This window comes from Natrinema longum (genome assembly GCF_017352095.1).
Classification (GTDB): domain Archaea; phylum Halobacteriota; class Halobacteria; order Halobacteriales; family Natrialbaceae; genus Natrinema; species Natrinema longum.
Window position 1 is genome coordinate 828260 of the sequence record NZ_CP071463.1, and the last position, 20055, is coordinate 848314.

The 20055-nt window shown below is 63.5% G+C and carries 23 protein-coding genes and 1 tRNA gene; 12 read left to right on the forward strand and 12 right to left on the reverse strand.

The annotated features are described in order from the left end of the window. Positions 1-94 precede the first annotated feature (94 nt). Both J0X27_RS04040 and J0X27_RS04045 read left to right on the forward strand, forming a co-directional pair. Complete coding sequence (locus J0X27_RS04040; protein ID WP_207271169.1) at positions 95-1462, forward strand: alpha/beta fold hydrolase; 1368 nt, start codon at positions 95-97, stop codon at positions 1460-1462. Between the two features lie 10 nt (positions 1463-1472). Continuing rightward, a complete protein-coding gene (locus J0X27_RS04045) occupies positions 1473-2261 on the forward strand; it encodes an acetoacetate decarboxylase family protein (protein WP_207271170.1) in 789 nt (262 codons plus the stop codon). 300 nt (positions 2262-2561) lie between these two features. Here J0X27_RS04045 and J0X27_RS04050 read toward each other — a convergent pair. The 3 genes from J0X27_RS04050 to J0X27_RS04060 form a co-directional block, all read right to left on the reverse strand. Continuing rightward, positions 2562-2636 (reverse strand) — tRNA-Met (locus J0X27_RS04050). Between the two features lie 66 nt (positions 2637-2702). Continuing rightward, a complete protein-coding gene (locus J0X27_RS04055) occupies positions 2703-3149 on the reverse strand; it encodes a GtrA family protein (RefSeq protein ID WP_207271171.1) in 447 nt (148 codons plus the stop codon). 93 nt (positions 3150-3242) lie between these two features. Beyond that, complete coding sequence (locus tag J0X27_RS04060; protein WP_207271172.1) at positions 3243-3521, reverse strand: HAH_0734 family protein; 279 nt, start codon at positions 3519-3521, stop codon at positions 3243-3245. A gap of 134 nt (positions 3522-3655) precedes the next feature. Between J0X27_RS04060 and J0X27_RS04065 the strand changes: the two genes are divergently transcribed. From J0X27_RS04065 to J0X27_RS04085, 5 genes are read left to right on the forward strand one after another with little or no spacing between them, the layout of a single operon-like run. Continuing rightward, the gene (locus J0X27_RS04065; RefSeq protein WP_097378459.1) at positions 3656-3937 is read left to right on the forward strand and encodes a 50S ribosomal protein L44e; all 282 of its coding nucleotides are present in this window, start codon (positions 3656-3658) and stop codon (positions 3935-3937) included. 5 nt (positions 3938-3942) lie between these two features. Next, positions 3943-4116, forward strand: coding sequence for a 30S ribosomal protein S27e (locus tag J0X27_RS04070; RefSeq protein ID WP_097378458.1), 174 nt, complete (start codon positions 3943-3945; stop codon positions 4114-4116). Beyond that, on the forward strand, positions 4113-4913 hold the full coding sequence (locus tag J0X27_RS04075) for a translation initiation factor IF-2 subunit alpha (RefSeq protein ID WP_207271173.1): 801 nt from the start codon (positions 4113-4115) through the stop codon (positions 4911-4913). Before J0X27_RS04070 ends, J0X27_RS04075 begins: the two co-directional genes overlap by 4 nt. Further along, on the forward strand, positions 4913-5092 hold the full coding sequence (locus J0X27_RS04080) for an RNA-protein complex protein Nop10 (RefSeq protein WP_097378456.1): 180 nt from the start codon (positions 4913-4915) through the stop codon (positions 5090-5092). Before J0X27_RS04075 ends, J0X27_RS04080 begins: the two co-directional genes overlap by 1 nt. 6 nt (positions 5093-5098) lie before the next feature. After that, the gene (locus J0X27_RS04085; protein ID WP_207271174.1) at positions 5099-5866 is read left to right on the forward strand and encodes a proteasome assembly chaperone family protein; all 768 of its coding nucleotides are present in this window, start codon (positions 5099-5101) and stop codon (positions 5864-5866) included. A 125-nt stretch (positions 5867-5991) separates the two neighbouring features. Here J0X27_RS04085 and J0X27_RS04090 read toward each other — a convergent pair whose 3' ends face one another. Then, on the reverse strand, positions 5992-6771 hold the full coding sequence (locus tag J0X27_RS04090; protein ID WP_207271175.1) for a DUF7839 domain-containing protein: 780 nt from the start codon (positions 6769-6771) through the stop codon (positions 5992-5994). A 114-nt stretch (positions 6772-6885) separates the two neighbouring features. Between J0X27_RS04090 and artA the strand changes: the two genes are divergently transcribed. Both artA and J0X27_RS04100 read left to right on the forward strand, forming a co-directional pair. Beyond that, positions 6886-7905: an archaeosortase A gene (artA, locus tag J0X27_RS04095; protein ID WP_207271176.1), complete on the forward strand. Its 1020-nt coding sequence runs from the start codon at positions 6886-6888 to the stop codon at positions 7903-7905. Continuing rightward, positions 7902-8615, forward strand: a complete 714-nt coding sequence (locus J0X27_RS04100) for a metallophosphoesterase (protein WP_207271177.1) — start codon at positions 7902-7904, stop codon at positions 8613-8615. Before artA ends, J0X27_RS04100 begins: the two co-directional genes overlap by 4 nt. 39 nt (positions 8616-8654) lie before the next feature. On the opposite strand, the gene J0X27_RS04105 is transcribed toward J0X27_RS04100, so the two are convergent. Next, positions 8655-8849: a hypothetical protein gene (locus tag J0X27_RS04105; protein WP_207271178.1), complete on the reverse strand. Its 195-nt coding sequence runs from the start codon at positions 8847-8849 to the stop codon at positions 8655-8657. A 152-nt stretch (positions 8850-9001) separates the two neighbouring features. Then, positions 9002-10294, reverse strand: coding sequence for an NAD(P)/FAD-dependent oxidoreductase (locus J0X27_RS04110; protein WP_207271179.1), 1293 nt, complete (start codon positions 10292-10294; stop codon positions 9002-9004). Between the two features lie 256 nt (positions 10295-10550). On the opposite strand from J0X27_RS04110, the gene J0X27_RS04115 reads away from it, so the two are divergent. The 3 genes from J0X27_RS04115 to J0X27_RS04125 all read left to right on the forward strand — a co-directional run bounded on the left by J0X27_RS04115 (position 10551) and on the right by J0X27_RS04125 (position 13892). Beyond that, the gene (locus J0X27_RS04115) at positions 10551-11720 is read left to right on the forward strand and encodes a poly-gamma-glutamate biosynthesis protein PgsC/CapC (protein WP_207271180.1); all 1170 of its coding nucleotides are present in this window, start codon (positions 10551-10553) and stop codon (positions 11718-11720) included. Continuing rightward, positions 11717-13282, forward strand: coding sequence for a hypothetical protein (locus J0X27_RS04120; RefSeq protein WP_207271181.1), 1566 nt, complete (start codon positions 11717-11719; stop codon positions 13280-13282). Before J0X27_RS04115 ends, J0X27_RS04120 begins: the two co-directional genes overlap by 4 nt. 133 nt (positions 13283-13415) lie before the next feature. Continuing rightward, positions 13416-13892: an acyl-CoA thioesterase gene (locus J0X27_RS04125; RefSeq protein WP_207271182.1), complete on the forward strand. Its 477-nt coding sequence runs from the start codon at positions 13416-13418 to the stop codon at positions 13890-13892. 128 nt (positions 13893-14020) lie between these two features. Here the strand turns inward: J0X27_RS04125 and J0X27_RS04130 are convergent, their stop codons facing one another. From J0X27_RS04130 to J0X27_RS04155, 6 genes are all read right to left on the reverse strand, one after another. Next, positions 14021-14737: an ABC transporter ATP-binding protein gene (locus J0X27_RS04130; protein WP_207271183.1), complete on the reverse strand. Its 717-nt coding sequence runs from the start codon at positions 14735-14737 to the stop codon at positions 14021-14023. Beyond that, the gene (locus tag J0X27_RS04135; protein WP_207271184.1) at positions 14737-15465 is read right to left on the reverse strand and encodes an ABC transporter ATP-binding protein; all 729 of its coding nucleotides are present in this window, start codon (positions 15463-15465) and stop codon (positions 14737-14739) included. Before J0X27_RS04135 ends, J0X27_RS04130 begins: the two co-directional genes overlap by 1 nt. Then, positions 15462-16520 (reverse strand): branched-chain amino acid ABC transporter permease, encoded by a 1059-nt coding sequence (locus tag J0X27_RS04140; protein WP_207271185.1) that lies wholly within the window; start codon positions 16518-16520, stop codon positions 15462-15464. The genes J0X27_RS04135 and J0X27_RS04140 overlap by 4 nt, the downstream gene beginning before the upstream one ends. Next, positions 16513-17397: a branched-chain amino acid ABC transporter permease gene (locus tag J0X27_RS04145; protein ID WP_345778249.1), complete on the reverse strand. Its 885-nt coding sequence runs from the start codon at positions 17395-17397 to the stop codon at positions 16513-16515. Before J0X27_RS04145 ends, J0X27_RS04140 begins: the two co-directional genes overlap by 8 nt. Positions 17398-17412: 15 nt before the next feature. Then, the gene (locus J0X27_RS04150; RefSeq protein WP_224214666.1) at positions 17413-18711 is read right to left on the reverse strand and encodes an ABC transporter substrate-binding protein; all 1299 of its coding nucleotides are present in this window, start codon (positions 18709-18711) and stop codon (positions 17413-17415) included. 197 nt (positions 18712-18908) lie between these two features. Further along, on the reverse strand, positions 18909-19874 hold the full coding sequence (locus tag J0X27_RS04155; RefSeq protein WP_207271188.1) for an MBL fold metallo-hydrolase: 966 nt from the start codon (positions 19872-19874) through the stop codon (positions 18909-18911). Positions 19875-20055: the final 181 nt, after the last annotated feature.

Sequence of the window (20055 nt, forward strand, 5' to 3'; positions counted from 1 at the left end):
GTTCCGAGAGCCGGTACAGCGGCGGCACGGGTCCCACCAATATAGTGGATAGTTACCATACTACACTATTAGGGTGGAGACCGAAGACCGAGCGATGGCAGACAACACGCTGGCCAGCGACGCGTGGTGGAGCGAGTATCGAGAGATCGTCAACGCGGATCCGGAACTGAAACGACACGGCAGGGACGCGTTCGACGACGACTTCCTCGTCGGGATCGGTGACGAGCACTTCCTGCTCGAGATGCAGGGCGGCGAGATACAGGACGTTCGGACGCCGGGGCTGGACGACGCGTGGTCGTTCGGCGTCGTCGGACCGCAGGAGGCCTGGGAGGAGTTCGTCAGCGAGGTGCCGGCGGCTCACCACAACGAGGTATTCGCCTCCTTCTACCGGACCGCGGTCAAAGGCGAAGAGGGCTACTTCGACCTGATCGGCAACCACAAGAAGATCTTCCAGAACTTCCGGGCGTTCCAGCGGACACTCGACCTGATGCGGACCGCACACAACGGCGGCGAACCGCGTACTGAGGGCACCAATCGGCCACAGGAGGCGACAAACGAGCCCATCACGGGCCAGTACGTCACCGTCGACCTCGACGGCGTCGACCACCGCATCTACTACGAGGCGGCCGGCCCCGAAGACGGCATCCCGCTGCTCTGTCAGCACACGGCGGGCTGTAACAACCAGCAGTGGCGGCACGTGCTGAACGACCCCGAAATAACGGAGCACTTCCGGGTGGTCGCCTACGACCTGCCCCGCCACGGGAAATCGGTGCCGCCGTCGAGCGAATCCTGGTGGGCCGACCAGTACGACCTCACCGCCGAGCGGTTTACCGACACCATCGTCTCGATCGCCGACGCGCTCGAACTCGAGGACCCCGTGTTCGTCGGCTCGAGCATGGGCGGGACGATCACGCTCGAACTGGCCGACTGGTACCCCGAGCGGTTCCGGGCGCTGATCGGTCTCGAGGCGGGGCTGTTCACGCCCGGCTTCTACATCCAGTGGCTCGATCACCCACACGTCAACGCGAACGACGTCAACTCCCACGCGACGTGGGGGCTGATGGCCCCCCACGGACCGGAGTGGGCACGCCGCGAAACGCTGTACCTGTACGAACAGGGTGCCAACGGCGTCCTCAAGGGAGACCTCCACTACTACTCGATGGACCACGACTATCGCGACTCCGCCGACGACATCGACGCCACGCAGGTCCGGATGTACCTCATGAACGGCGAGTACGACTACCTGACCAACCCCGACGACGCCCGCGAGGCCGCCGCGGCCATCGGCGACGGCGCGACCGCCCACGAGATGACGGCGACGGGTCACTTCCCGATGAGCGAGCGTCCGGAGCTGTTCCGGGCCTACATCAAGCCCGTCCTCGACGACATCCGCGGCGTCCGAGACGAACCGGTTCCCGAGGTCTTCGCGCCCGAGGACTTCGGCGTTGAAGCGAACAAGTAACAGTTCAGCCATGAGTGACCATCAATTCGATCCCGAGACGTACACCGGAATGCCGGACGGAACGGCCGTCTCGCCGCCACAGCTGATCAAGAACGCTCGAATGCTCATCGTCGGCTACGAGGCCGACCCCGACGTCCTCGAGGCCGCGCTGCCGCCCGGACTCGAGCCCCACCCGAACACGCTCGTCCAGTTGAACATGTATCAGGTGCCGTCGGCCGACCGGACGAGTCACCTCGATCCGTACACGCTCACCTACCTGACGGTAGAAGTCGCCGATCAGGACAGCCGCGCGATCAGTACTGCACAGGGTGAGGTTCCCGTCCCCGGCCGGTTCTGGGTCGGCTACTGGAGTGACTCGGCGCAGATGCAGCGCTACACCCGCGAGAACGGCGGTATTCCAGCTCTCGACGGGTCGTGTTCCTGGGACGAGGACGGCGACGAACTCGTCTCGACGCTCTCGGTCGACGGCGAGCCCGTCATCGAGGCCGAAGCGAGCGTCGGTGACGACCAGATCGACACGCTCACCGGCCACCTCCACTACTACGCACACCGGCAGTTCCCGGACCCGGCGGGCGGCCGGGCACAGGTCAGCGAACTGCTCGAGTTCCCGATCCCCTTCGTCAGCGAGCTATACGAGGCCGAGGTCGACCGCGTCGACTTCGAGTTCCCCGAGGGATCGCGATTTCAGGAGTTCGCACCCGTCGAGCCGCTCTCGACGCCGTCGATCCTGCACGGAACGGTGACGTTCACCTATCCACAGGGACGACGGCTGCGTGACTATCTCGCTGCGGACTCGTAGACGGCTCCGTGAGCCGTTTCATTCCGTTCCTCGTTGTTGTTCGCCTCGAAAAGTATCGGGAAGTAGATTTGAACCACGGTCGCAGCGAAGTTGCTCCCTGGTTCAGATGCTATGGATGACGCTCACGGATTTGTTCGCGCCAAAACATAGCGGGAGGTAGATTTGAACTACGCGAAGACGGACTCGCTCACTTCGTTCGCTGTGTGTGTCTTCTCTCGGTCAAATCTACCCGTCGTATTTTCACGAGTTCAGGGCTCACTCGTCGCTACACTCCTCGTTCGCCATTGAATTCGTGAAAAGTAGCGGGAGGTAGATTTGAACTACCGGTCTGCGGGTTATGAGCCCGCCGGAATCTCCTGGCTATCCCATCCCGCTACCACATCATACCCGAGTGTGCTAGTTAAGGGTTGTGATTCGGGTGCCGTATGCGGGTTTCTACCGCTACTCCTGGTGGACCTGCCAGGTGTAGAGACTCTCACAGGTGTAGTTGACGAAGAAGCCGACGCCGATCCCGATCACGTTCGCGGCCACGTACCAGATGTCGAACCGTCTGACGAGCACGGCGAGCACCCCAAGCGTTACCAGAAACCCGCCGAATCGGACCAGGTTCGACCGCAGGAATCGGCGGCCCAACGACCGGACACCACCCGTCCCGTACTCCGCGAACGTCCAGCGTTCGTTGATCGCGAAAATGATCGCGATTCCGAGTTCCCAGGAGAGTACCTTGGCGACGACCGGCCCGAGGACCGTCGCTTCGACCAGCACCACGAGCACCACGTTGTCGACGGTCGCTCCGACCGTCCCGACGCCGGCGAACTGGCCAAACCGCGTCGTCGAGAGCAACGCGCGTGCTCGCGTCCGGACCGCCTCTGACAGGGAATCACTCATTGGTGACACGAATCGATGTCGGTTGCCGGGCTCGCTGTCCGCTCAGTGGCGTCGCCGATGGCCAGAAACGGACGCCGTCCGAGAACCGTCGAGCTAGATCGCGAGATCGCTCTTCGCCCGGACGACCTCGACGTCCGCGGCGTCGACGCGGTCGACGTCGAGGAAGTGGGGCGTGAAGTTTCGCTTCTCGTAGTCCTCGTACTCGTCCTCGCGACCGACGGTACACCACAGCTGGACCCGATCCGGACCGTGATAGTCGCCGTTTCTGTTGATCCCGAAACAGACCACCTCCGCCTCCCCCTCGTCGGCCTCGTATCGGATGATGGCCCCGTTGCGAATCCCGGGATCGCCGTGGATGATGAGCTGCTTCATGGCCGGTGATTCACAGGAGAGCGGATTAAACGCTTCGGAGACCCCGGCCGTCGTCCCGCGACTCGGGCGGTGGAAACCGCCGATCAAACGCTTTTTAAACAGCGCTATCTTAGCCCACAGCAAGTGAGATAACCATGCAGATGCCACGCCGATTCAATACGTACTGTCCGCACTGCAACGAACACCACGAACACGAAGTCGAGAAGTCCCGAACCGGCCGCTCGAGCGGCATGAAGTGGGACGCTCGCCGAACCCGACGCAACAGTTCGACCATCGGGAACTCCGGTCGCTTCTCGAAAGTGCCCGGCGGCGAGAAGCCGACCAAGAAGACCGACCTCAAGTACCGCTGCAGCGAATGCGGCAAGGCCCACCTCCGCGAGGGATGGCGCGCCGGCCGACTCGAGTTCCAGGAGTGATACCAATGGCAGGAAATTTCTACAGCGTTCGATGCAGTGACTGCGAGAACGAACAGACCGTCTTCGGCAAGGCCTCCTCGGAGGTCGCCTGCGCCGTCTGTGGGACGACGCTCGTTCGACCGACCGGCGGCAAAGCCGAGATCGAACACGAGATCCTCGAGACAGTCGAGTCACGATGAAGTACAGCGGCTGGCCCGATCCCGGCGAACTCGTCGTCGGCAAGATCGACGAAATCGAGGACTTCGGCGTCTTCGTCGATCTCGAGGAGTACGAGGACAAACGCGGTCTGATCCACATCTCGGAAGTCGCGAGCGGGTGGATCAAGAACGTCCGCGACCACGTCCGCGAAGGCCAGATCGCCGTCTGTAAGGTCTTGGATGTCGACAAGGGGTCCCAGCAGATCGACCTCTCCCTGAAGGACGTCAACGACCACCAGCGCTCCGACAAGATCCAGGAGTGGAAGAACGAGCAGAAGGCCGACAACTGGATGGAACTGGCCTTCGGCGAGGAGATCGCCGACGAGGACTACACCGCCATCGCCAACGAACTGATCGCCATCCACGGCGGACTCTACGAGGGCTTCAAGCAGGCCGCGATCCACGGCGAGGAAGCCCTCGAGGACACCGATCTCGACGACGACGAGATCGACGCGATCGTCGAAACGGCTCGCGAGAACGTCTCGGTGCCTTACGTCAACGTCACCGGCTACGTCGACCTCGAGAACCCGTCGCCAAGCGGCGTCGACGGCATTCGCGAGGCCTTAGAGGCTGCCGAGGGCAACGGCGACGTACCCGAGGAAGTCGACCTCGAAGTGAGCTACGTCGGCGCGCCCGAGTACCGCATCGAGGTGCAGGCACCCAACTACAAGACCGCCGAATCACAACTCGAGGCGAGTGCCGACCGGGCGATCGCCGCGATCGACGGTCACGGAGGCAGCGGCAAGTACCACCGCGAACGCCGCACCGACGACGAGTAATGAAATCCGACATCCGGGTGTGTTCGGCGTGGCGCGAGGCCCACGACCGTCCGGTGTATTCCCTTTCTGCGACCTGCCCGTCGTGTGGTGCGGAGACGGTAAACAGCGCCCCGGCACCGCTGGATCCGACCGATCCACACGGTGAGTACCGACGCGCTCTTAAACGTCGCAACCGCTGATACGGTATGGACGAACTCGAGATCGACGTCGTCGCCGAGGTCGAACTGGACGACCCCGTTCTCGTCGAGGGGTTGCCGGGGGTCGGTCACGTCGGTACCCTCGCCGTCGAGCACTTGCTCGAGGAACTCGAGGGAGAGAGCACGCTCGTCCGGCGACTCTACTCCCAGGAGTTCCCGCCGCAGGTAAGCGTCGAGGACGGCGTCTCGGAACTGACCTGTGCGGAGATGTACGCCATCGACGTGCCCGAAGGGCGGGATTTGCTGCTTCTGACCGGCGATCATCAGGCCCAGAGCAACGCGGGCCACTACACGCTGACCGACGCCTTCCTCGACATCGCCGAGGAGTTCGGCGTGAGCGAGGTGTACGCGCTCGGCGGCGTTCCGACCGGCGAACTCATCGAGGAGTACGCCGTCGTCGGGGCCGTCAGCGACGAATCGATGCTCGAGACGCTCGAGGAGGCGGGCGTCGAGTTCCGCGAGGACGAGCCCGCTGGCGGTATCGTCGGCGTCTCCGGGCTCCTGTTGGGACTGGGCGATCGACGCGGGTTCGAGGCGGCGTGTCTCATGGGCGAAACCAGTGGCTACCTCGTCGACCCGAAAAGCGCTCGGTCGGTTCTCGAGGTGCTCGAGGCGGTACTCGGCTTCGATCTCGACTACGAGTCCCTCGACGAGCGGGCCGACGAGATGGAGGAAGTCATCGGCAAGATCCAGGAGATGGAACAACAACAGGCGATGGACGTGCCGACCGACGACGACCTGCGGTATATCGGTTGAGATCGCCACGACGACGGGTCGTGTCGGTCACGAGGGACTGAGCTGTTTTCGGCTGTCCGTCGAACGACGAGCGGTGGCTCGTGCGGGCGTTCTGGAGACGACCAGTCGGAGTGCCATGGGTGGTCTCAGCCCTCGAGCACTTCGTAGGAGACGTCGGCGTCCCGGAGTGCATCGGTGACTCGGCCGACGGCGTCGGTCGTGGCGACGGCGGTGACCTCGAGGCCGTGGCTCGCGGCGTCGGCTGCGACCTCGCCGACGGCGAAGGTAACGTCGGGATCGGTCCCCGCCTGTTGACAGGCGACGACGGCCTCGACGCCGGCGGCGACCACGACGTCGGCCCCGTCGCAGGCCTCGGTGACGGTTCCAGCATCGATCGCGCTGCTTCCGCCGGTGCGGATCGAGGGAACCTGTAGGACGGTCACGGAGCCTGGATCGAGTTCCATGACACCCTCGAAACTGGTGACGCCGACGTCGGTACCGGCCTCGGCGTCGGTGGTCGCGATACCGGTTGCCGGGCCCTCGCTGCCCGGCGTGGCATGGAGCAATCCGTCTTTGACTGTCAGCGAGACGGTTTCACCCTCTTCGATGTCCTCGGTGGCGATATAGGCATCTTCGCTCATCGCTCCCAGCACGTCTCCGGTGACGTGGTCGGCGAACCGGCGGACGTCGTCGGCCGCGCGGAAGAGCCAGTCGACCCCCTCTCGGGTGACGCGATAGCGCGATCGCCCTTCCTTTTCCACGAGGCCGTCGTCGACGAGTTCGCGGATGTATTCGCTGACGGCCTGGCTCGTCACGCCGACTTCCCCGGCGATCTCCCCCTGGCTGACCGCGGGCTGGCGCTCGGCGATCTGGACGAGGATCCGGAATCGCGTCGCAGCCCGCTTGTTGTCGAGGACGTCGACCATGTGGCTAGCCTTTTCGAGGGCGTTGCAAAAAGGTACGCGGTCGTTCGGTCGGTGACTGCTCCCGTCTCGAGGCGTCAAGTTGATAGCTGGAGAGTCCGTCGGAATGACGTGAGTATGCCGGCCCTTCCAGCGACGGTCGCGATGACTATCGGTTCGATTCCGCTCGGAGACTCGCTCGCGTGGATCGCGATCGGCGTGTTCGTCGCGGCGATGATCGTCGAGTGGTACGGTGCCGTCGATCCGGCGCGATACCTCGCCGCAGCGGCGTGGGTCGTCTTCGGCGTCTTCTGGCTGACGATGGTGCCCCACTACTACCTCGAGATCAAGAGCCCGATCGAGACCCTGCTGACGCTCGCGGCGCTGCCGTTGTGTGCCTACACCGGCTACCTGCTCGTCCGGGGGCGCGAGTCGCTGCTCCTGTTGTCGAAAGCGGTCGCGTTCATGGGACTGATCTACCTGCCCGCCGAGACGATTCCGTTCGTCCGAACCTGGCTGATCGAGACGACCGCGGCCCAGACTCACTTCGGGATGGAGCTGCTGGGTCACAGTCCCGGTATCAACGAGGGGGCGAACGGCTACCAGAGCCGGTTTGCGTTCGATCCCGACGAGACCGTCACCGGCCGAACGACGTACATCGTCATGTCCTGTACCGGCATCGGCAGCATGGCGATCTTCGGGGGACTCATCGCCGCGGTCAAAGCTCCGCTCAAGCGGAAAGTCGTTCCCTTCCTGACCGCCATCGTCGTCATCTGGTTTCTCAATCTCGTCCGGAACGTCTTCATCGGTCTGGCATCCCCGTGGGGCTGGTTCCAGCAGGACGCGCTCGTCTACATCGCCACGGAGTTCATGGGGGCCCCCGCGGATCGGACGTCCTACATCGTCGCGCACAATTTCATCTCCCAGGCGCTGGCGATCGTCGCCCTGCTGGGAATCACCTACCTCGTCGTCCGTCGTCTCCCCGAAGTCCTCGAGCCCCTCGAGGACGTCCTCTACATCCTGACGGGATCGGAGTACGACCTCGCCGACGCGCTCGGCCAGGAGATGAGAGCCGACGGCGGGGCGGCGACGGCCGCGACCGGGACGGAATCGGGCACCGGCCCCGACGCGTCGTCCGACGCCGAGACCGATCGATGACCGCTGTCGACGTCGACGTTCCGTTTCTCCTTTACGACCGCGCCGTCTTCGTTCCCGCCGCCGAGACGCTCGTCCTCGCCGATACTCACCTCGGGAAGGCGGCCGCCTCGCGGGTGGACGCACCACTCGACGACGGGACCGACACCCTCGAGCGCCTGGATCGGCTCCTCGCGGACACCGAGCCGGCGACCGTCGTGATCGCGGGCGACCTGTTACACTCGTTTTCGCGGATTCCACGCGGAGTGAAAGACGACGTGGGCCGACTCGTCGACGCCGTCGACGGGGCCGGTGCCGACCTGCTCGTCACGCCCGGCAACCACGACACGATGCTCGAGGCCGTATTCGACGGCGAGACGACCGCCGAGTACGCGCTGGCCGACGGCGAGACGGTGGTCTGTCACGGTCACGCACGGCCAGACGCGGCCGCCGATCGGTACATCGTCGGCCACGACCATCCGGCGATCTCGATCGACGGTCGCAAGCGACCGTGTTTCCTCTACGGGCCGGCGACCGACGACGGAACGGACGTACTCGTCCTGCCAGCGTTTACCCGCCTTGCCGCCGGGTCGACCGTCAACGGGATGGACGGCAGTGACTTCCAGACGCCGCTCGTCCGCAACGCCGACGCCTTCCACCCCGCAGTCAGGGACGACTCGAGCGGCGATGTCCTGTGGTTCCCGCCGCTGGGAGCGTGTCGACGACTGCTGTGAGGTGGCGCTATCGACGGCTCTCGCGAAGGACGGTCCTCGCTACAGGACAGCGACCACCCGACGGGGTTCGACCGGCCGCAGGGAGCCATCGATCGCGATGAGCCCTCTGAAGAAGTCGCTGAAGACGATGAGCAGTATCGCAGCGAGAAAGATCAAACAGAGAAAGCTAAAGAAGATGATCGCCGCCTGTCGACCGGTAAGCGCCGTCCCTTCGAGGAGTTCGTCCATAGCCATGGCTGCGCTCCGTATCCCGACCAATGGCTCTCGTTGCGGTTAGTGTTTCTCCGTGACTCGCGGGACTGTCCTGGTCTCGAGACAGTGTCGCGATCGATCGGGTCGTCACGATCGGACGACCAGACGGCTCGAGTCGCCGTTTCGGGGACGGGTTACCGCGACAGGTCCTCGATGGCGGCCTTCGCCGCTTCCTGGCCGCTTTCCATCGCGCCCTGGATCGACGACCACTGCGTGTAGTCGCCGGCCAGATAGACGGGGCCCGCGGGATCGCGAGGGTCGGGAAGCCGGTCGTGGATCCCCGGCGGCTGCTCGAACTGTGCGAACGGCACGCGCTCGGTATGTAGCGCCTCGAGGTCGTCGAACCGCCGATCGGGGTACCACGACTCGAGGGACCGGCGGGTCCGAGCGGCCAGCTCCGCGTCGCTCTCCTCGCGCTCGCCCAGATAGGTGGCGCTGATCAGGGTCGTTCCCGCGGGGGCGTACTCGGGTGCGACGACGCTGTGGGGGACGACGTGGTTTGGCCCTCGGTCGCGCCCGTTCAACAGGAGCCGGCGGCCGGTCTCGAGGTCGGCATCCGCGGGGAGGGCGTAGTACTGGGTAACGCAGCCCCGCGCATCGACGGGAATCGTCGACACGCCGGTGAGGTCGCGAGCGGTCGGCGGATCGGTCGCGACGACGACGGCGTCGGCGTCGACGGTCCCGTCGTCGGTGTCGACCGAGACGGGGGTGTCGGTACCGTCGTCACCGTCGGGCGTCACCGACGTGACCTCGACTCCCGGTTCGATCGCCCCGCCGGCCTCGCGAACCCGGTCGGCGAGTTGGGACGGGATCGCTTCCATCCCGGCCGTCGGAACGGCGATCCCGCCCGCCGCGAGGGTCCGGAACGTGTACTCGAAGACGTGCCTGGACGTCGACAGCGACCGGTCGAGCGTGATCCCGCCGTAGAACGGAGCGATAAAGCCACGGATGAATCCCGCCGAAAAGCCACGTTCGCGGAGGAAGTCGTCGATCCGTTCGTCGTCGCCGGCGAAGATCTCCGTCGGATCGGTTCGCCGAAGGTCCCACCACAACCGGGCGACTCGAAGCGCGTCCCCGAACGAAACCGACGGACTCGACAACGTCGACGGAATCGTCCCCGGCTCGCGAAGCGGATCCGCGAGCGTCGACCGGCCGTTCGGGCCGGCGAGGGTGGCACCGGGGGCGAACCGGCGTAACTCGAGGGCCTCGAGGTCGAGTTCACGCTTGACCGCGGGATAGGCCGTAAAGAGGACCTGGAAGCCGCGATCGAACAGATAGCCGTCGCGCTCGAGGGTTCGGACGCGGCCACCGACCGTCTGCTCCCGTTCGAACACCGTCACGTCAGTGCCGCCGGCGGCGAGGTGACGCGCGGCGACCAGTCCGGCCAACCCGCCACCAGCGACGACGACCTGCGGAGTCGATCGCATAGTGGAACGTCGGTCGGTGACCTATAAAGGAACTGTCCTAACTGTGCAGGGAAGCAGTCTTGCCCGATAGTGTCTGGTAGGAGTTATTATAATGTTAATGTGATTTGTCGTCCTCAGTACGATGCAGTTGGCCAACCGAACCTGTGTAGAGCGCGATTTGACCGGCATCAACCGGCGAGATTCCGCCCTCGCCTTCCGCCTTCACAACTCGTTTATAATGGGCATTAGAATAGATCTCTCGGAACGTTACATAGAAATGATCGTTGCCGTCACCGTCACTGCACTCGGTGTCTTCGCCGTCGGGCTCATCACGCAACTGTTTGGCTACCGGACCGGTGGGACGATCGCAATTCCGGTTCTCGCCGTGTATACGCTAAAAAACGCGCTGATGTTGCCGATTTTCCTCATCAGTACGCTCATCGCGTATATCGGTCTCTACGTCGTCAAACACCGCACCCTCATCTATGGCCGCGACGAACTCCTCGTGGCGATGGCGATCGGCAGTGGCGTCCCCCTCGTGTTGTTGCTCGCTGTCTGGCATTTCCTCCCGGAATCGCTCCGAAGCGTGGTCTTCATCGGGAGCATCCTTCCGGGACTGGCGGCGTACAATTACCACCAGATCAAGCCACAGTACCGCAGCCGCGATCTACTGACGACGGCGGCTTTGCTCGTCGTTCTCGTCGCGACCGGGTGGATCCTGGTCGCCCCATCGCTCGCGGAGACGCTCGGTACCCTCACCCCGCCAGTTCTCTACAGTCCGACGGCCGACGTGGCCGTCCTGAAAGGCGCGGTCGTGGTCGAGGAGTTGGACCCGACGATTCTCGCACGCCCGGTCGCAATCGTCGTGTTTCTGATCGGTGTTGTGCTCGCGGAACGCGTTCGGAGCCGGTACGGCGTCCGGACGGGCCTCGTTGCGATGGCGCTACTCTCGCTGTATGCACTCGCCAACACGTGGTTGCTCGTGTTGTATCTCGCCGTTCTGGTCGTCGCGTATCTCGGACTGAAAACCGTCCACTACGTCACACTGTTGTACGGGCGCGTTCTGATCTCCGTAGCGACCGGTACGGCGCTGATCGCCGTCGTCCCGCTTGCACTTTCGCTCCCGATCACTCGCGGGCTATCAGCCTACTTCGTCGCTATCCTGGCCGGCGTAAACGCCTACAGTTGGCACGTCACCGCGCCCGCACAGCGGGCGCTATTCGTCCCGTTACAGATCGGATCGTTCCTCCTGTTGCTCGCCACGACACAACTCATCGGCCTGGCTCGTCCGACGTTGATTCCACAGGTGTTCGAGATTCCTGCCATCGTCGCGATGCTCGTCGGCGTCGTCGCGTGTGTGGTCTTCGTCGAGTGGCGGACCGTCGACCGTCCGGACCAAGAGGCCGTGTTCGAGGCGTCGATCCTTTCGGGAGGTGGTGACGCGTGATCGACCAGAGACACTTCGAAGTCATCGCAACGCCCGAGGGGTGGATCTGGGAGTTCTACGACGGAGATGTCCCACTCGCAGTCGCCCCAGCCCCATACGAGACGTCACAGGACGCACGGAACGCGGTCGATGCGGTTCGAGATGCCGTCGCCGAAGTCCAACAGCTCGACGCGTTCGAGTTCACCGTCGACCCGACCGATCACGCACGCTCTCGGATTCACATCCGGGGGGAGGAACGCAGCGGCATCTTCGAGTGGGCACTCGAGCAAGGAGAGGAGACGCTCGCGGTTCCGAGCTACACCTATACGACACGGGACAGCGTAGTCGACGCAGCACGGCGGTTCCGCGAGCTCGCAGTCGGGGCGATGTCCGTCTACCTGACCGGAGCGAAAGACGAATCGGTCTCGTATGAGCCGTTCAGCGTTGGGCGTGGTACCCTTCGAAACCGGCTGTGGTCGCTTCTCACGCGAGGACGGCGTCATCGAACGTTCATCGAGGACACCGATATTCGGATCGTCGTGTCCGGCATCCGTGGCAAGTCATCGACGGTCAAGCGGCTCGACGACGTGTTCAATCGGCGTGGCTACGACGTGCTGACGAAAATCACGGGGAATCAGCCGGCGCTCATCCGAAACGGCGACGTCATCCCGATCGATCGACCGGGGCCGTATACCACGCTCTACGAAAACATCAACGTGCTTCGGGAGTTCAGTCCGATTCTCGAGTCGTATACGCCCGAGAACGTGGCCATCTTCGAGAACCAGGGGATCACCGAATACACGACGCGGCTGTTCAATCAGCGGTTCGTCAAACCCCACGTCGTCGTGATCGCGAACATCCGCCAGGATCATCAGGATACGCTCGGGAAGAGCCGACGTGACATCGCACGTGCGTTCGCTCGGACGATCCCTCCGGGCACGGATGTCGTGAGCGGGGAACTCCATCCCGTGTTGCACGAGTATCTGTCCGCGGAGATCACACGGGCAGGCGGAACGCTCACACAGGTCACGATTCCGGACGACCAGCGCGGGCGGATCGGTGCCGAAACGGTCTACGCGGTCAACGACGTCTTGCGTCTGCTGGATCTGGAGCCGGTCCCCGAGGAACAGCTCAACGGGTATCTCGATGCGATCCAGCCCGAGTGGGTTCGTCTCCCCGGCGGGCAAGTGTTCAACGGAGCGGAGATCAACGACATCGAAAGTACGGAGGCGATCCGTCGGTCACTCGCCGGGGAGAACTACGTTCTCCCGTTCGTCTACCTCCGGGCCGATCGGCGGAGTCGAACCGCCTCGTTTGCGGACTACCTGAATACGCTCGCAGACCGGGACCTGATCCAGCGGGCACGGGCCGGTGGGGCGTTCACGGACGTCTTCGCGGCGAACGTCGACGTTCCCGTGACGACTCACGATCGGGACGAAAACGCAGGTTCGGTGCTGGACGAGATGCTGGCTGGGGAGTACCCGGTCATGCTGATGGGAAATACGGTCGACGCGTTCATGCGAGACATGGATGCAGAGATTTCCGAGCGTGCCCAACAGGTCGCTATCGGCGACGCGGACTGAGTCGTTCGGCTACCGATTGGAGACCGTCACGGGGTCGCCGGTGGGAAAACGATCTCTCTCGGAGGCGAGGGGTGGTGCCCCGACCGTTTGCCGTGGCCGGTACGGTTTTGCTCGTCGCGACGGCGTTGCTGGTATGGGACACGCAGACACGACCGATCCGGAGCACGAACCCGACGGCCCGACCCTACAGCCCGTCTTCGAGAACCGCGTCCGGTTTGCCGAGACCGACCAGCAGGGGATCGTCTTCTACGGCGAGTACTTCACCTTTCAGGACGAGGCGATCTCCGCGTTCTTCCGGGAAGTCGACTACAGTTACGGACGGATGCACGAGCGCGGCTGGCAGACACACGTGGTCAACGCCGAACTGAACTACCGTGCCGGTGCGGAGTTCGGTGACACCATCGTCAACGAACTGGCGGTCACCGAGATGGGAACGTCGAGTTTTACCTCCGACTACCGCGCGCGACGGAAATCCGACGGCGAACCCCTCGTCGAGGGCTCGGTCACCCACGTCGCCGTCGACCTCGAGACCGAGGAGCCGATCGCCATCCCGGACGAGTTCCGGGACGCGGTCGCGGCGTTCCAGGGCGGTCTCGAGTCGAGCGACTGAGACGGGTTACTGTCCCGATGTCCCGGTGGGACCGCAGGGCGGTCGCGGTCTCACCGGCACTGACGGACAGGAGACCGTATGAGGAGTGGGGCGCACCCCATCGAAAAAAGCTCGAGCGGCGGGGTACCTCAGTGGACCCCGACGTACGCTTCGCGAACGTACTCGTTGCCGTGGAACTCCTCGGACGTGCCCGCCAGTTCGATCTCGCCGGTTTCGATCAGCGAGAGCCGTTCGGCGTGGCGCAACGCGAACGTCGAGTTCTGTTCGGCGAGCAGGATCGTCAGCCCCTGATCCGAGAGTCGCTCGAGCGCGTCGCTGATGTCCTGGATGATGACCGGGGCGAGCCCGAGCGTCGGTTCGTCGAGCATCAACACGTCGGGATCGCTCATGAGCGCGCGGCCGACGGCGAGCATCTGCTGTTCGCCGCCGCTCATGGTCTCGGCCTCCTGTTCGCGGCGTTCGTCGAGCCGCGGGAACAGCTCGTAGACCATGTCGAGATCGTCCTGAACCGCGCCACGATCGTCGCGGAACTGGGCACCCATCAGCAGGTTCTCGTGGACCGAGAAGAACGGGAACAGGTCCCGATCCTCGGTGCAGTAGATCAGGCCGTCCCTGACGATCTGCTGTGGGTTCACGGTCGCGAGGTCCGTTCCGTCGTAGCGGATCGCCCCCTCGTAGTCGACGAAGCCGGCGATGGCGTTGAGCATGGTCGTCTTCCCGGCCCCGTTGGGCCCGATGACGCCGTAGATCTCGCCCTCGTCGATCGACAGCGAGACGCCTTTCAGTGCGTGTGACTTGCCGTAGTAGACGTTGAGGTCTTCGACCTCGAGTATCGGATCGGTCATTACAGTCCCTCCCCAGCGAGGTATGCCTCCTGGACGTGTTCGTTCTCGGCGATTTCCTCGGGCGTTCCCTCCGCGAGGAAGTCGCCGTTGTTGAGGACGACGATTCGATCCACGAGTTCCATCAGCCCGCCCATGTTGTGGTCGACGACGATCATCGTCATCCCTTCGTCACGGAACTGCTCGATCTGATCGGCCAACTCCGTGATTTCGGCCTGATTCATCCCCGCGAAGGGCTCGTCGAGTAGCATGAGCTCGGGTTCGGTCGCCAGCGATTTGGCGATCTCGAGCCGGCGGACGTCCGCGTGGGGCAGTTCGTCCGGCATCTCGTGAAGTTTGTCCTCGATATCGATGCGGGCGGCGTACTCGTAGATCTCCTCGTCGGTCGCGCCGCCGTAGAACGAGGTGAGCTTGTTCGGGAGCGTGAACAGCTTGATGTTGCCCGCAACCGGCATCTCCTGAATCGGGTTCGACTCCTGTGAGACCCGCGAGAGCCCCTTGTTGACGACTTCGTGGGTCGCATCGTCGGTGATGTCGCTCCCGTCGAATCGGATCGAGCCCTCGGTGACATCGTAGCGGCCCATGATACAGTTGAAGACTGTCGACTTCCCCGAGCCGTTCGGTCCGATCAGGCCGACGATTTCGCCCTCGTCGGCTTCGAACGAGAAGTCGTCGACGGCGACCAGGCCGCCGAACTTCTTCGTGAGGCCGTCGACCTCGAGCAGGCTCATCGGCGATCACCTCCGAATCGATCGAGGCCGTGCCAGAGTTTCCGGAACAGTCCGTCGCGGACGAACACGAGCACGACCAAGACGAGTCCCCAGAAGACCGTCCATCGAATCGGGGACGGAAAGCCCGCGATCTCGGTGAGGACGTAATCCCGGAGTACGACGAGGAAGAAGGCCCCGCCGAGAGGCCCGAGGATCGAACTCATCCCGCCGAGGACGGCGATCGCGATCATTTCGATACTCCGGTCGACGACGATGAACGTCGTCGGGTCGACGCCGCCGCCGAAGTGAACCAGCAACACGCCGCCGATCCCCATCGGGATCGAACTCAGTGCGAACGAAAAGATCTTGAATTTCGTCGCATTGATCCCGGCAGCGTTGACTGCGGCTTCGTTTTCGCGGATCGACATGAGGATCAGTCCGATGTTCGAGCGAGCGATCAGCGTCAACACGATCGCGATCAGGAACATCGGGATGATCATGTAGTAGTACCGGGCGAACGGATCGTACGTGAAGACCTCCACCGACTGGATTCCCGTTTCTCCGCCGGTGTATTGGCTGAAGGAGGGGATCAATCGATAGAAGATCAACACGGACACGAACGTAATCAACGAGAAGTACGGTCCCGTCAGCCGAAGCGACGGCAGGGCGACGAGCAGCCCGACCACGAGTGCGGCGAGGATCGACACCGGAATCGTGATCATCATCGACAGCTCCGGGTTCACGTTGTGAATGAGCATCGCGGTCGTGTATCCCGCGGCACCCGAGAGGACGGAGTGACCGAAGCTGATGTAGCCGGTGTAGCCGCTCTGGATGTCCCAGCTCATCGCGAAGATCGCCCAGATCGCTGCGACGGTCATCGCTCTGACGAGCCCGAAATTCCCCCAGAACGGTGCCGTCAACAGCGCGGCGGCCGTTCCGAAGATCAACACGAACTGGAGCCCGTTCATTTCACCGAAGTAGTCACCGAACAACCGGTTGTAGACGTCCGCAAGCGGCTGTAGCGACTGATCGATACGGCCGGTTGCAGTGCTCAACCGATCCGTCGCGCTACTCATGGACGAGCTCCCTCCCGAAGAGGCCGTTCGGTCTCATCAGTAAGATCGCGACGAGGACGACTAACGACAGGACCCCCTGGAAGCTCGGGCCGAGGATCTCGACCGACGCCGTCTCGAGGTAGCCGATCAGGTACGCCGCGATGACGGACCCCTTGATGCTGCCGATGCCGCCGATTACGACGATGATGAACGCGAGTGCGAGCGGACTGAGCCACATCTCGGGCGACGTCGACTGCAGCGTTCCGATGAACACCCCAGCGATCCCGGCGAACGCGCCGGCGATCAGCCAGGTCCGAGACTTGACTTTCTGGAGATTGACACCCGTGAGCTCCGCACCGCGCGTGCTCATCGAGGTCGCGAGGATCGACCGTCCCTCGTCGGTTTTGGTCACGTAATACCACAGCGCCCCGATCGCGACCCAGGAGACGCCAAACGCCAACAGCTGGACGTACCGGAGCCGTGTTCCGACGGCCTCGAGATAGATCGTCCCCGACACCACCGGAATGAGCTGTGACGGCGCGCTGCCGAACTGGATGATGATCAGTTCGGTCAACAGGAGCGCCACGACGACCGTCGCGAGGAACGTGATCACGATGTTGTCTTCGATGTATTTGACCAGTCCCGCGTACAGCGCGTACGATGCGGCGGCTGTGACGACGACCGCGAGGAGGAACCCCACGATCGGTGGCAGTGAAAGCGCGCCAGCGGTCGACGTGAACGCGAGATACGTGAAGGCACCGAGCATGATCAGTGCGCCGTGTGCGAGATTCAGGACGCCGCCGACGCCGAAGATCATGGTGAACCCGATCGCGATCAGTGCGTAGACGGCACTGATCATCGCCCCTAACACCAGTATGGAGAGTAGTTGTCCTATCATTCGTTCGAGGCCCGCTTAGATCCACTCGGGGACGACGTGTTCTGAAGTCGCGTCCGGCTCGGGGTAGACACACTCGACGACGCCACCGTCCCCGTCTTCTTGCCACTGCGTCACCGGGAAATTCGAAATGATGTCGTCGTCGTTTCTGGTCTCCCTCACATCGTTCGGGTAGTCCGCGTCCTCGCCGTAGAGCGAGATTTCCCCCGCAGCGCCGGTGAACTCGAGGTCGAGCATGGACTCGACGATGCCGTCGAGATCGCTCTCGTAATCGGCAGTGCCGGCGTCTTCGGCCGCCTGCGCGTAGAACAGGATCCCGTCGTACGAGTTGAACCCCATGTACATCGGTTTGCTCGGTGGGTCTCCGCCACCGAATTCCTCTTCGTAGGCATCGACGAAGGGCTTCGTCCGGTCGGTCAGTTCCGCGACGCCACCCGCACCGGACTGGGACGTCGTCTCGTACAGACAGGCACCTTCGGTCGCGCCCCAGAACTCGGGGGACATTCCCGGCACACTGATCCCCTCGAGCGCGAACGGATACTCGTTCTGCGCCCAGGTGCTGGTAAAGGCCGCCGCGCCCCCGTGTGCGATAAACCGCATGACGACGTCGGCGTCCGCTTCGTCGGCGGCGTCGAGGAACGGGTTGAAGTTGGACGTCTCGACCGACATTCTGTCCTGGTGAACGACGGAAAGATCGTCGTTCGACTCGATTTCGTCCGGGAGAATGTCCCGGAAGGAGCCGGTCCAGGCGGCGTCGTCGGCCAGGATCGAGAAATTCTCGAAGCCGTGTTGCTCGTTGAGGTAGCTCGCGTACCCCCCCATCCCCTCCGCCTGCAGATCCGAGTTGATCGGTCCGGTTCGGACGATGTTCTTGTAGGTTTCGTAATCCTCGCCGTGATTGTCCGTGATCGTCGCCGGGTCCGCGGAGCCGGTGATGACGAACGGCACGTCCATCTCCGCGACGAAGTCGATGATCCCCTGGGTCACCTCGCTGACGAAGGTGCCGACGAGCAGGTCGACCTGTTCGGACTGGACCAGATCTTCGGTCACCCGTTCGCCCTCCGACGGTGCGCCGCCGGTGTCTCGCGAGAGGAGTTCGACGTCCCGATCGAGAATACCGCCGTTGTCGTTCAGTTCGGAGACCGCGAGCTCCGCACTCCGTTCGGCCCCACGCCCCATCTGGAGCTCCGTCGGGCCGAGGTGACCGATTTTGAACGTTCCGTCGCCACCGCCACCGCCGACGCCACCCATACAACCGGCGAGCGTCGTCGTCAACGCACCCGCACTCGCAGCACCGAGAAATGCTCGTCGTCCCACAACCCCGTTTCCAGATCTACTCGTTTCGAGAGTATCGTTATTTTCGTTAGCCATTGTAAGTCAGTGAGTTACCGATTCTCATCCCTCTCTTTCGATTCCCACTTAATAAAGATGAGGGAAGTTAGCAAGGCTCCTGTGAATAATACACGCATGAAAAGTTTTGACGTACCGTCGATCGATTCGAGGCCGAGCACCCCCTAGAAGAGGTCCGTGACTGCCAGCGAACCGTCTTGAAGCCGATATCGGCCGTTTTCGTACGCGACGATCCCTTCGTGGCGGAGATGATCGAGATGAGCGAACGCCTCTCCGGGGCCGTGGATGATGTGAATTCCCTCGAGGGCACCGAACAACCGTTCGCTGATCGTCCAGGCGTCGGCCGGTCCGTGCTCCCCGAGCAACTCGAGGATCGTTTCCGCTCGCTCCCGGTGGTGCTCGAGGATCGTTTCGGCCCGATCGGTCGGTTCGTCGATGGGATCGCGATGGCCGGGCCAGACGCGATCGTACTCGCGATCGACGAACCGTTCTAACGTGGCGACGTACTTCTCGAGGGGGCGCTGGACCCGCACGTCCGCACCGCCGACGTTGGGCGTGTACACCGGCAGGACGGCGTCGCCGACGAACGCTTCGTCGCCGGACTCGGTTTCGAAACAGCACAGCCCCGCCGCGTGGCCCGGTGCGTGGACCGTCTCGAGGGATCGACCACCGACCTCGAGCACGTCTCCGTCCGCGATCGGCGTCGGTTCGGCCGGCTGTCCTTCGATGTCGGCCGACTCGAAGAAACCGAGGAGTTCCTCCCGTGCAGCCGCGGGAACGCCCCACTGCTCGAGGAGTTGGCGGCGGCGATCCTCGACGGCAGCGACCGCGTCCGGATCCTGGGCGACCAGTGGCGCGTCGGCCTCGTGAACGTAGACCGTCGCGTCGCTTTCGGCCTGGATCTCGCCGGCGAGTCCGGCGTGGTCGACGTGGAAGTGTGTGAGGACGATGTCGTCGACGTCGGCGAACTCGTAACCGCGCTCGGCGAGGCCCTCGCGGAGATCCTGGCGGACTGGATCGATAGCAACGCCGGTATCGACGAGCGCGAGTTCGTCGTCGGTGTCGTCAGCGAGAACGTACGCGTTGTTTCGGCCCTCGAATTCGTCGTTGCCAAGCGAAATACGGTCCATGTCGGCTACCGACATGCTACCCGCTAATAATTGACGCGATAGCGGTCGGGACCGCTGTCGGTGATGGGCTGACGGTGGACGAGCAACTCGTTCACCCGTGGAAATCGCTCAGTACAGTAGACATCGCTCAGTACAGGGTTGACGTATCGCGCCGAGCAAGGAAACCAGTACCCAGTGGCAC

Coding starts and splice junctions, on each gene's coding strand:
- J0X27_RS04140 (WP_207271185.1), bottom strand. CDS start 16,520: ATGAGTAGCGCGACGGATCGGTTGAGCACTGCAACCGGCCGTATCGAT.
- J0X27_RS04055 (WP_207271171.1), bottom strand. CDS start 3,149: ATGAGTGATTCCCTGTCAGAGGCGGTCCGGACGCGAGCACGCGCGTTG.
- J0X27_RS04075 (WP_207271173.1), top strand. CDS start 4,113: ATGAAGTACAGCGGCTGGCCCGATCCCGGCGAACTCGTCGTCGGCAAG.
- J0X27_RS04155 (WP_207271188.1), bottom strand. CDS start 19,874: ATGGACCGTATTTCGCTTGGCAACGACGAATTCGAGGGCCGAAACAAC.
- J0X27_RS04080 (WP_097378456.1), top strand. CDS start 4,913: ATGAAATCCGACATCCGGGTGTGTTCGGCGTGGCGCGAGGCCCACGAC.
- J0X27_RS04115 (WP_207271180.1), top strand. CDS start 10,551: ATGATCGTTGCCGTCACCGTCACTGCACTCGGTGTCTTCGCCGTCGGG.
- J0X27_RS04065 (WP_097378459.1), top strand. CDS start 3,656: ATGCAGATGCCACGCCGATTCAATACGTACTGTCCGCACTGCAACGAA.
- artA (WP_207271176.1), top strand. CDS start 6,886: ATGCCGGCCCTTCCAGCGACGGTCGCGATGACTATCGGTTCGATTCCG.
- J0X27_RS04085 (WP_207271174.1), top strand. CDS start 5,099: ATGGACGAACTCGAGATCGACGTCGTCGCCGAGGTCGAACTGGACGAC.
- J0X27_RS04045 (WP_207271170.1), top strand. CDS start 1,473: ATGAGTGACCATCAATTCGATCCCGAGACGTACACCGGAATGCCGGAC.
- J0X27_RS04070 (WP_097378458.1), top strand. CDS start 3,943: ATGGCAGGAAATTTCTACAGCGTTCGATGCAGTGACTGCGAGAACGAA.
- J0X27_RS04040 (WP_207271169.1), top strand. CDS start 95: ATGGCAGACAACACGCTGGCCAGCGACGCGTGGTGGAGCGAGTATCGA.
- J0X27_RS04125 (WP_207271182.1), top strand. CDS start 13,416: ATGGGACACGCAGACACGACCGATCCGGAGCACGAACCCGACGGCCCG.
- J0X27_RS04100 (WP_207271177.1), top strand. CDS start 7,902: ATGACCGCTGTCGACGTCGACGTTCCGTTTCTCCTTTACGACCGCGCC.
- J0X27_RS04135 (WP_207271184.1), bottom strand. CDS start 15,465: ATGAGCCTGCTCGAGGTCGACGGCCTCACGAAGAAGTTCGGCGGCCTG.
- J0X27_RS04110 (WP_207271179.1), bottom strand. CDS start 10,294: ATGCGATCGACTCCGCAGGTCGTCGTCGCTGGTGGCGGGTTGGCCGGA.
- J0X27_RS04105 (WP_207271178.1), bottom strand. CDS start 8,849: ATGGCTATGGACGAACTCCTCGAAGGGACGGCGCTTACCGGTCGACAG.
- J0X27_RS04130 (WP_207271183.1), bottom strand. CDS start 14,737: ATGACCGATCCGATACTCGAGGTCGAAGACCTCAACGTCTACTACGGC.
- J0X27_RS04090 (WP_207271175.1), bottom strand. CDS start 6,771: ATGGTCGACGTCCTCGACAACAAGCGGGCTGCGACGCGATTCCGGATC.
- J0X27_RS04060 (WP_207271172.1), bottom strand. CDS start 3,521: ATGAAGCAGCTCATCATCCACGGCGATCCCGGGATTCGCAACGGGGCC.
- J0X27_RS04145 (WP_345778249.1), bottom strand. CDS start 17,397: ATGATAGGACAACTACTCTCCATACTGGTGTTAGGGGCGATGATCAGT.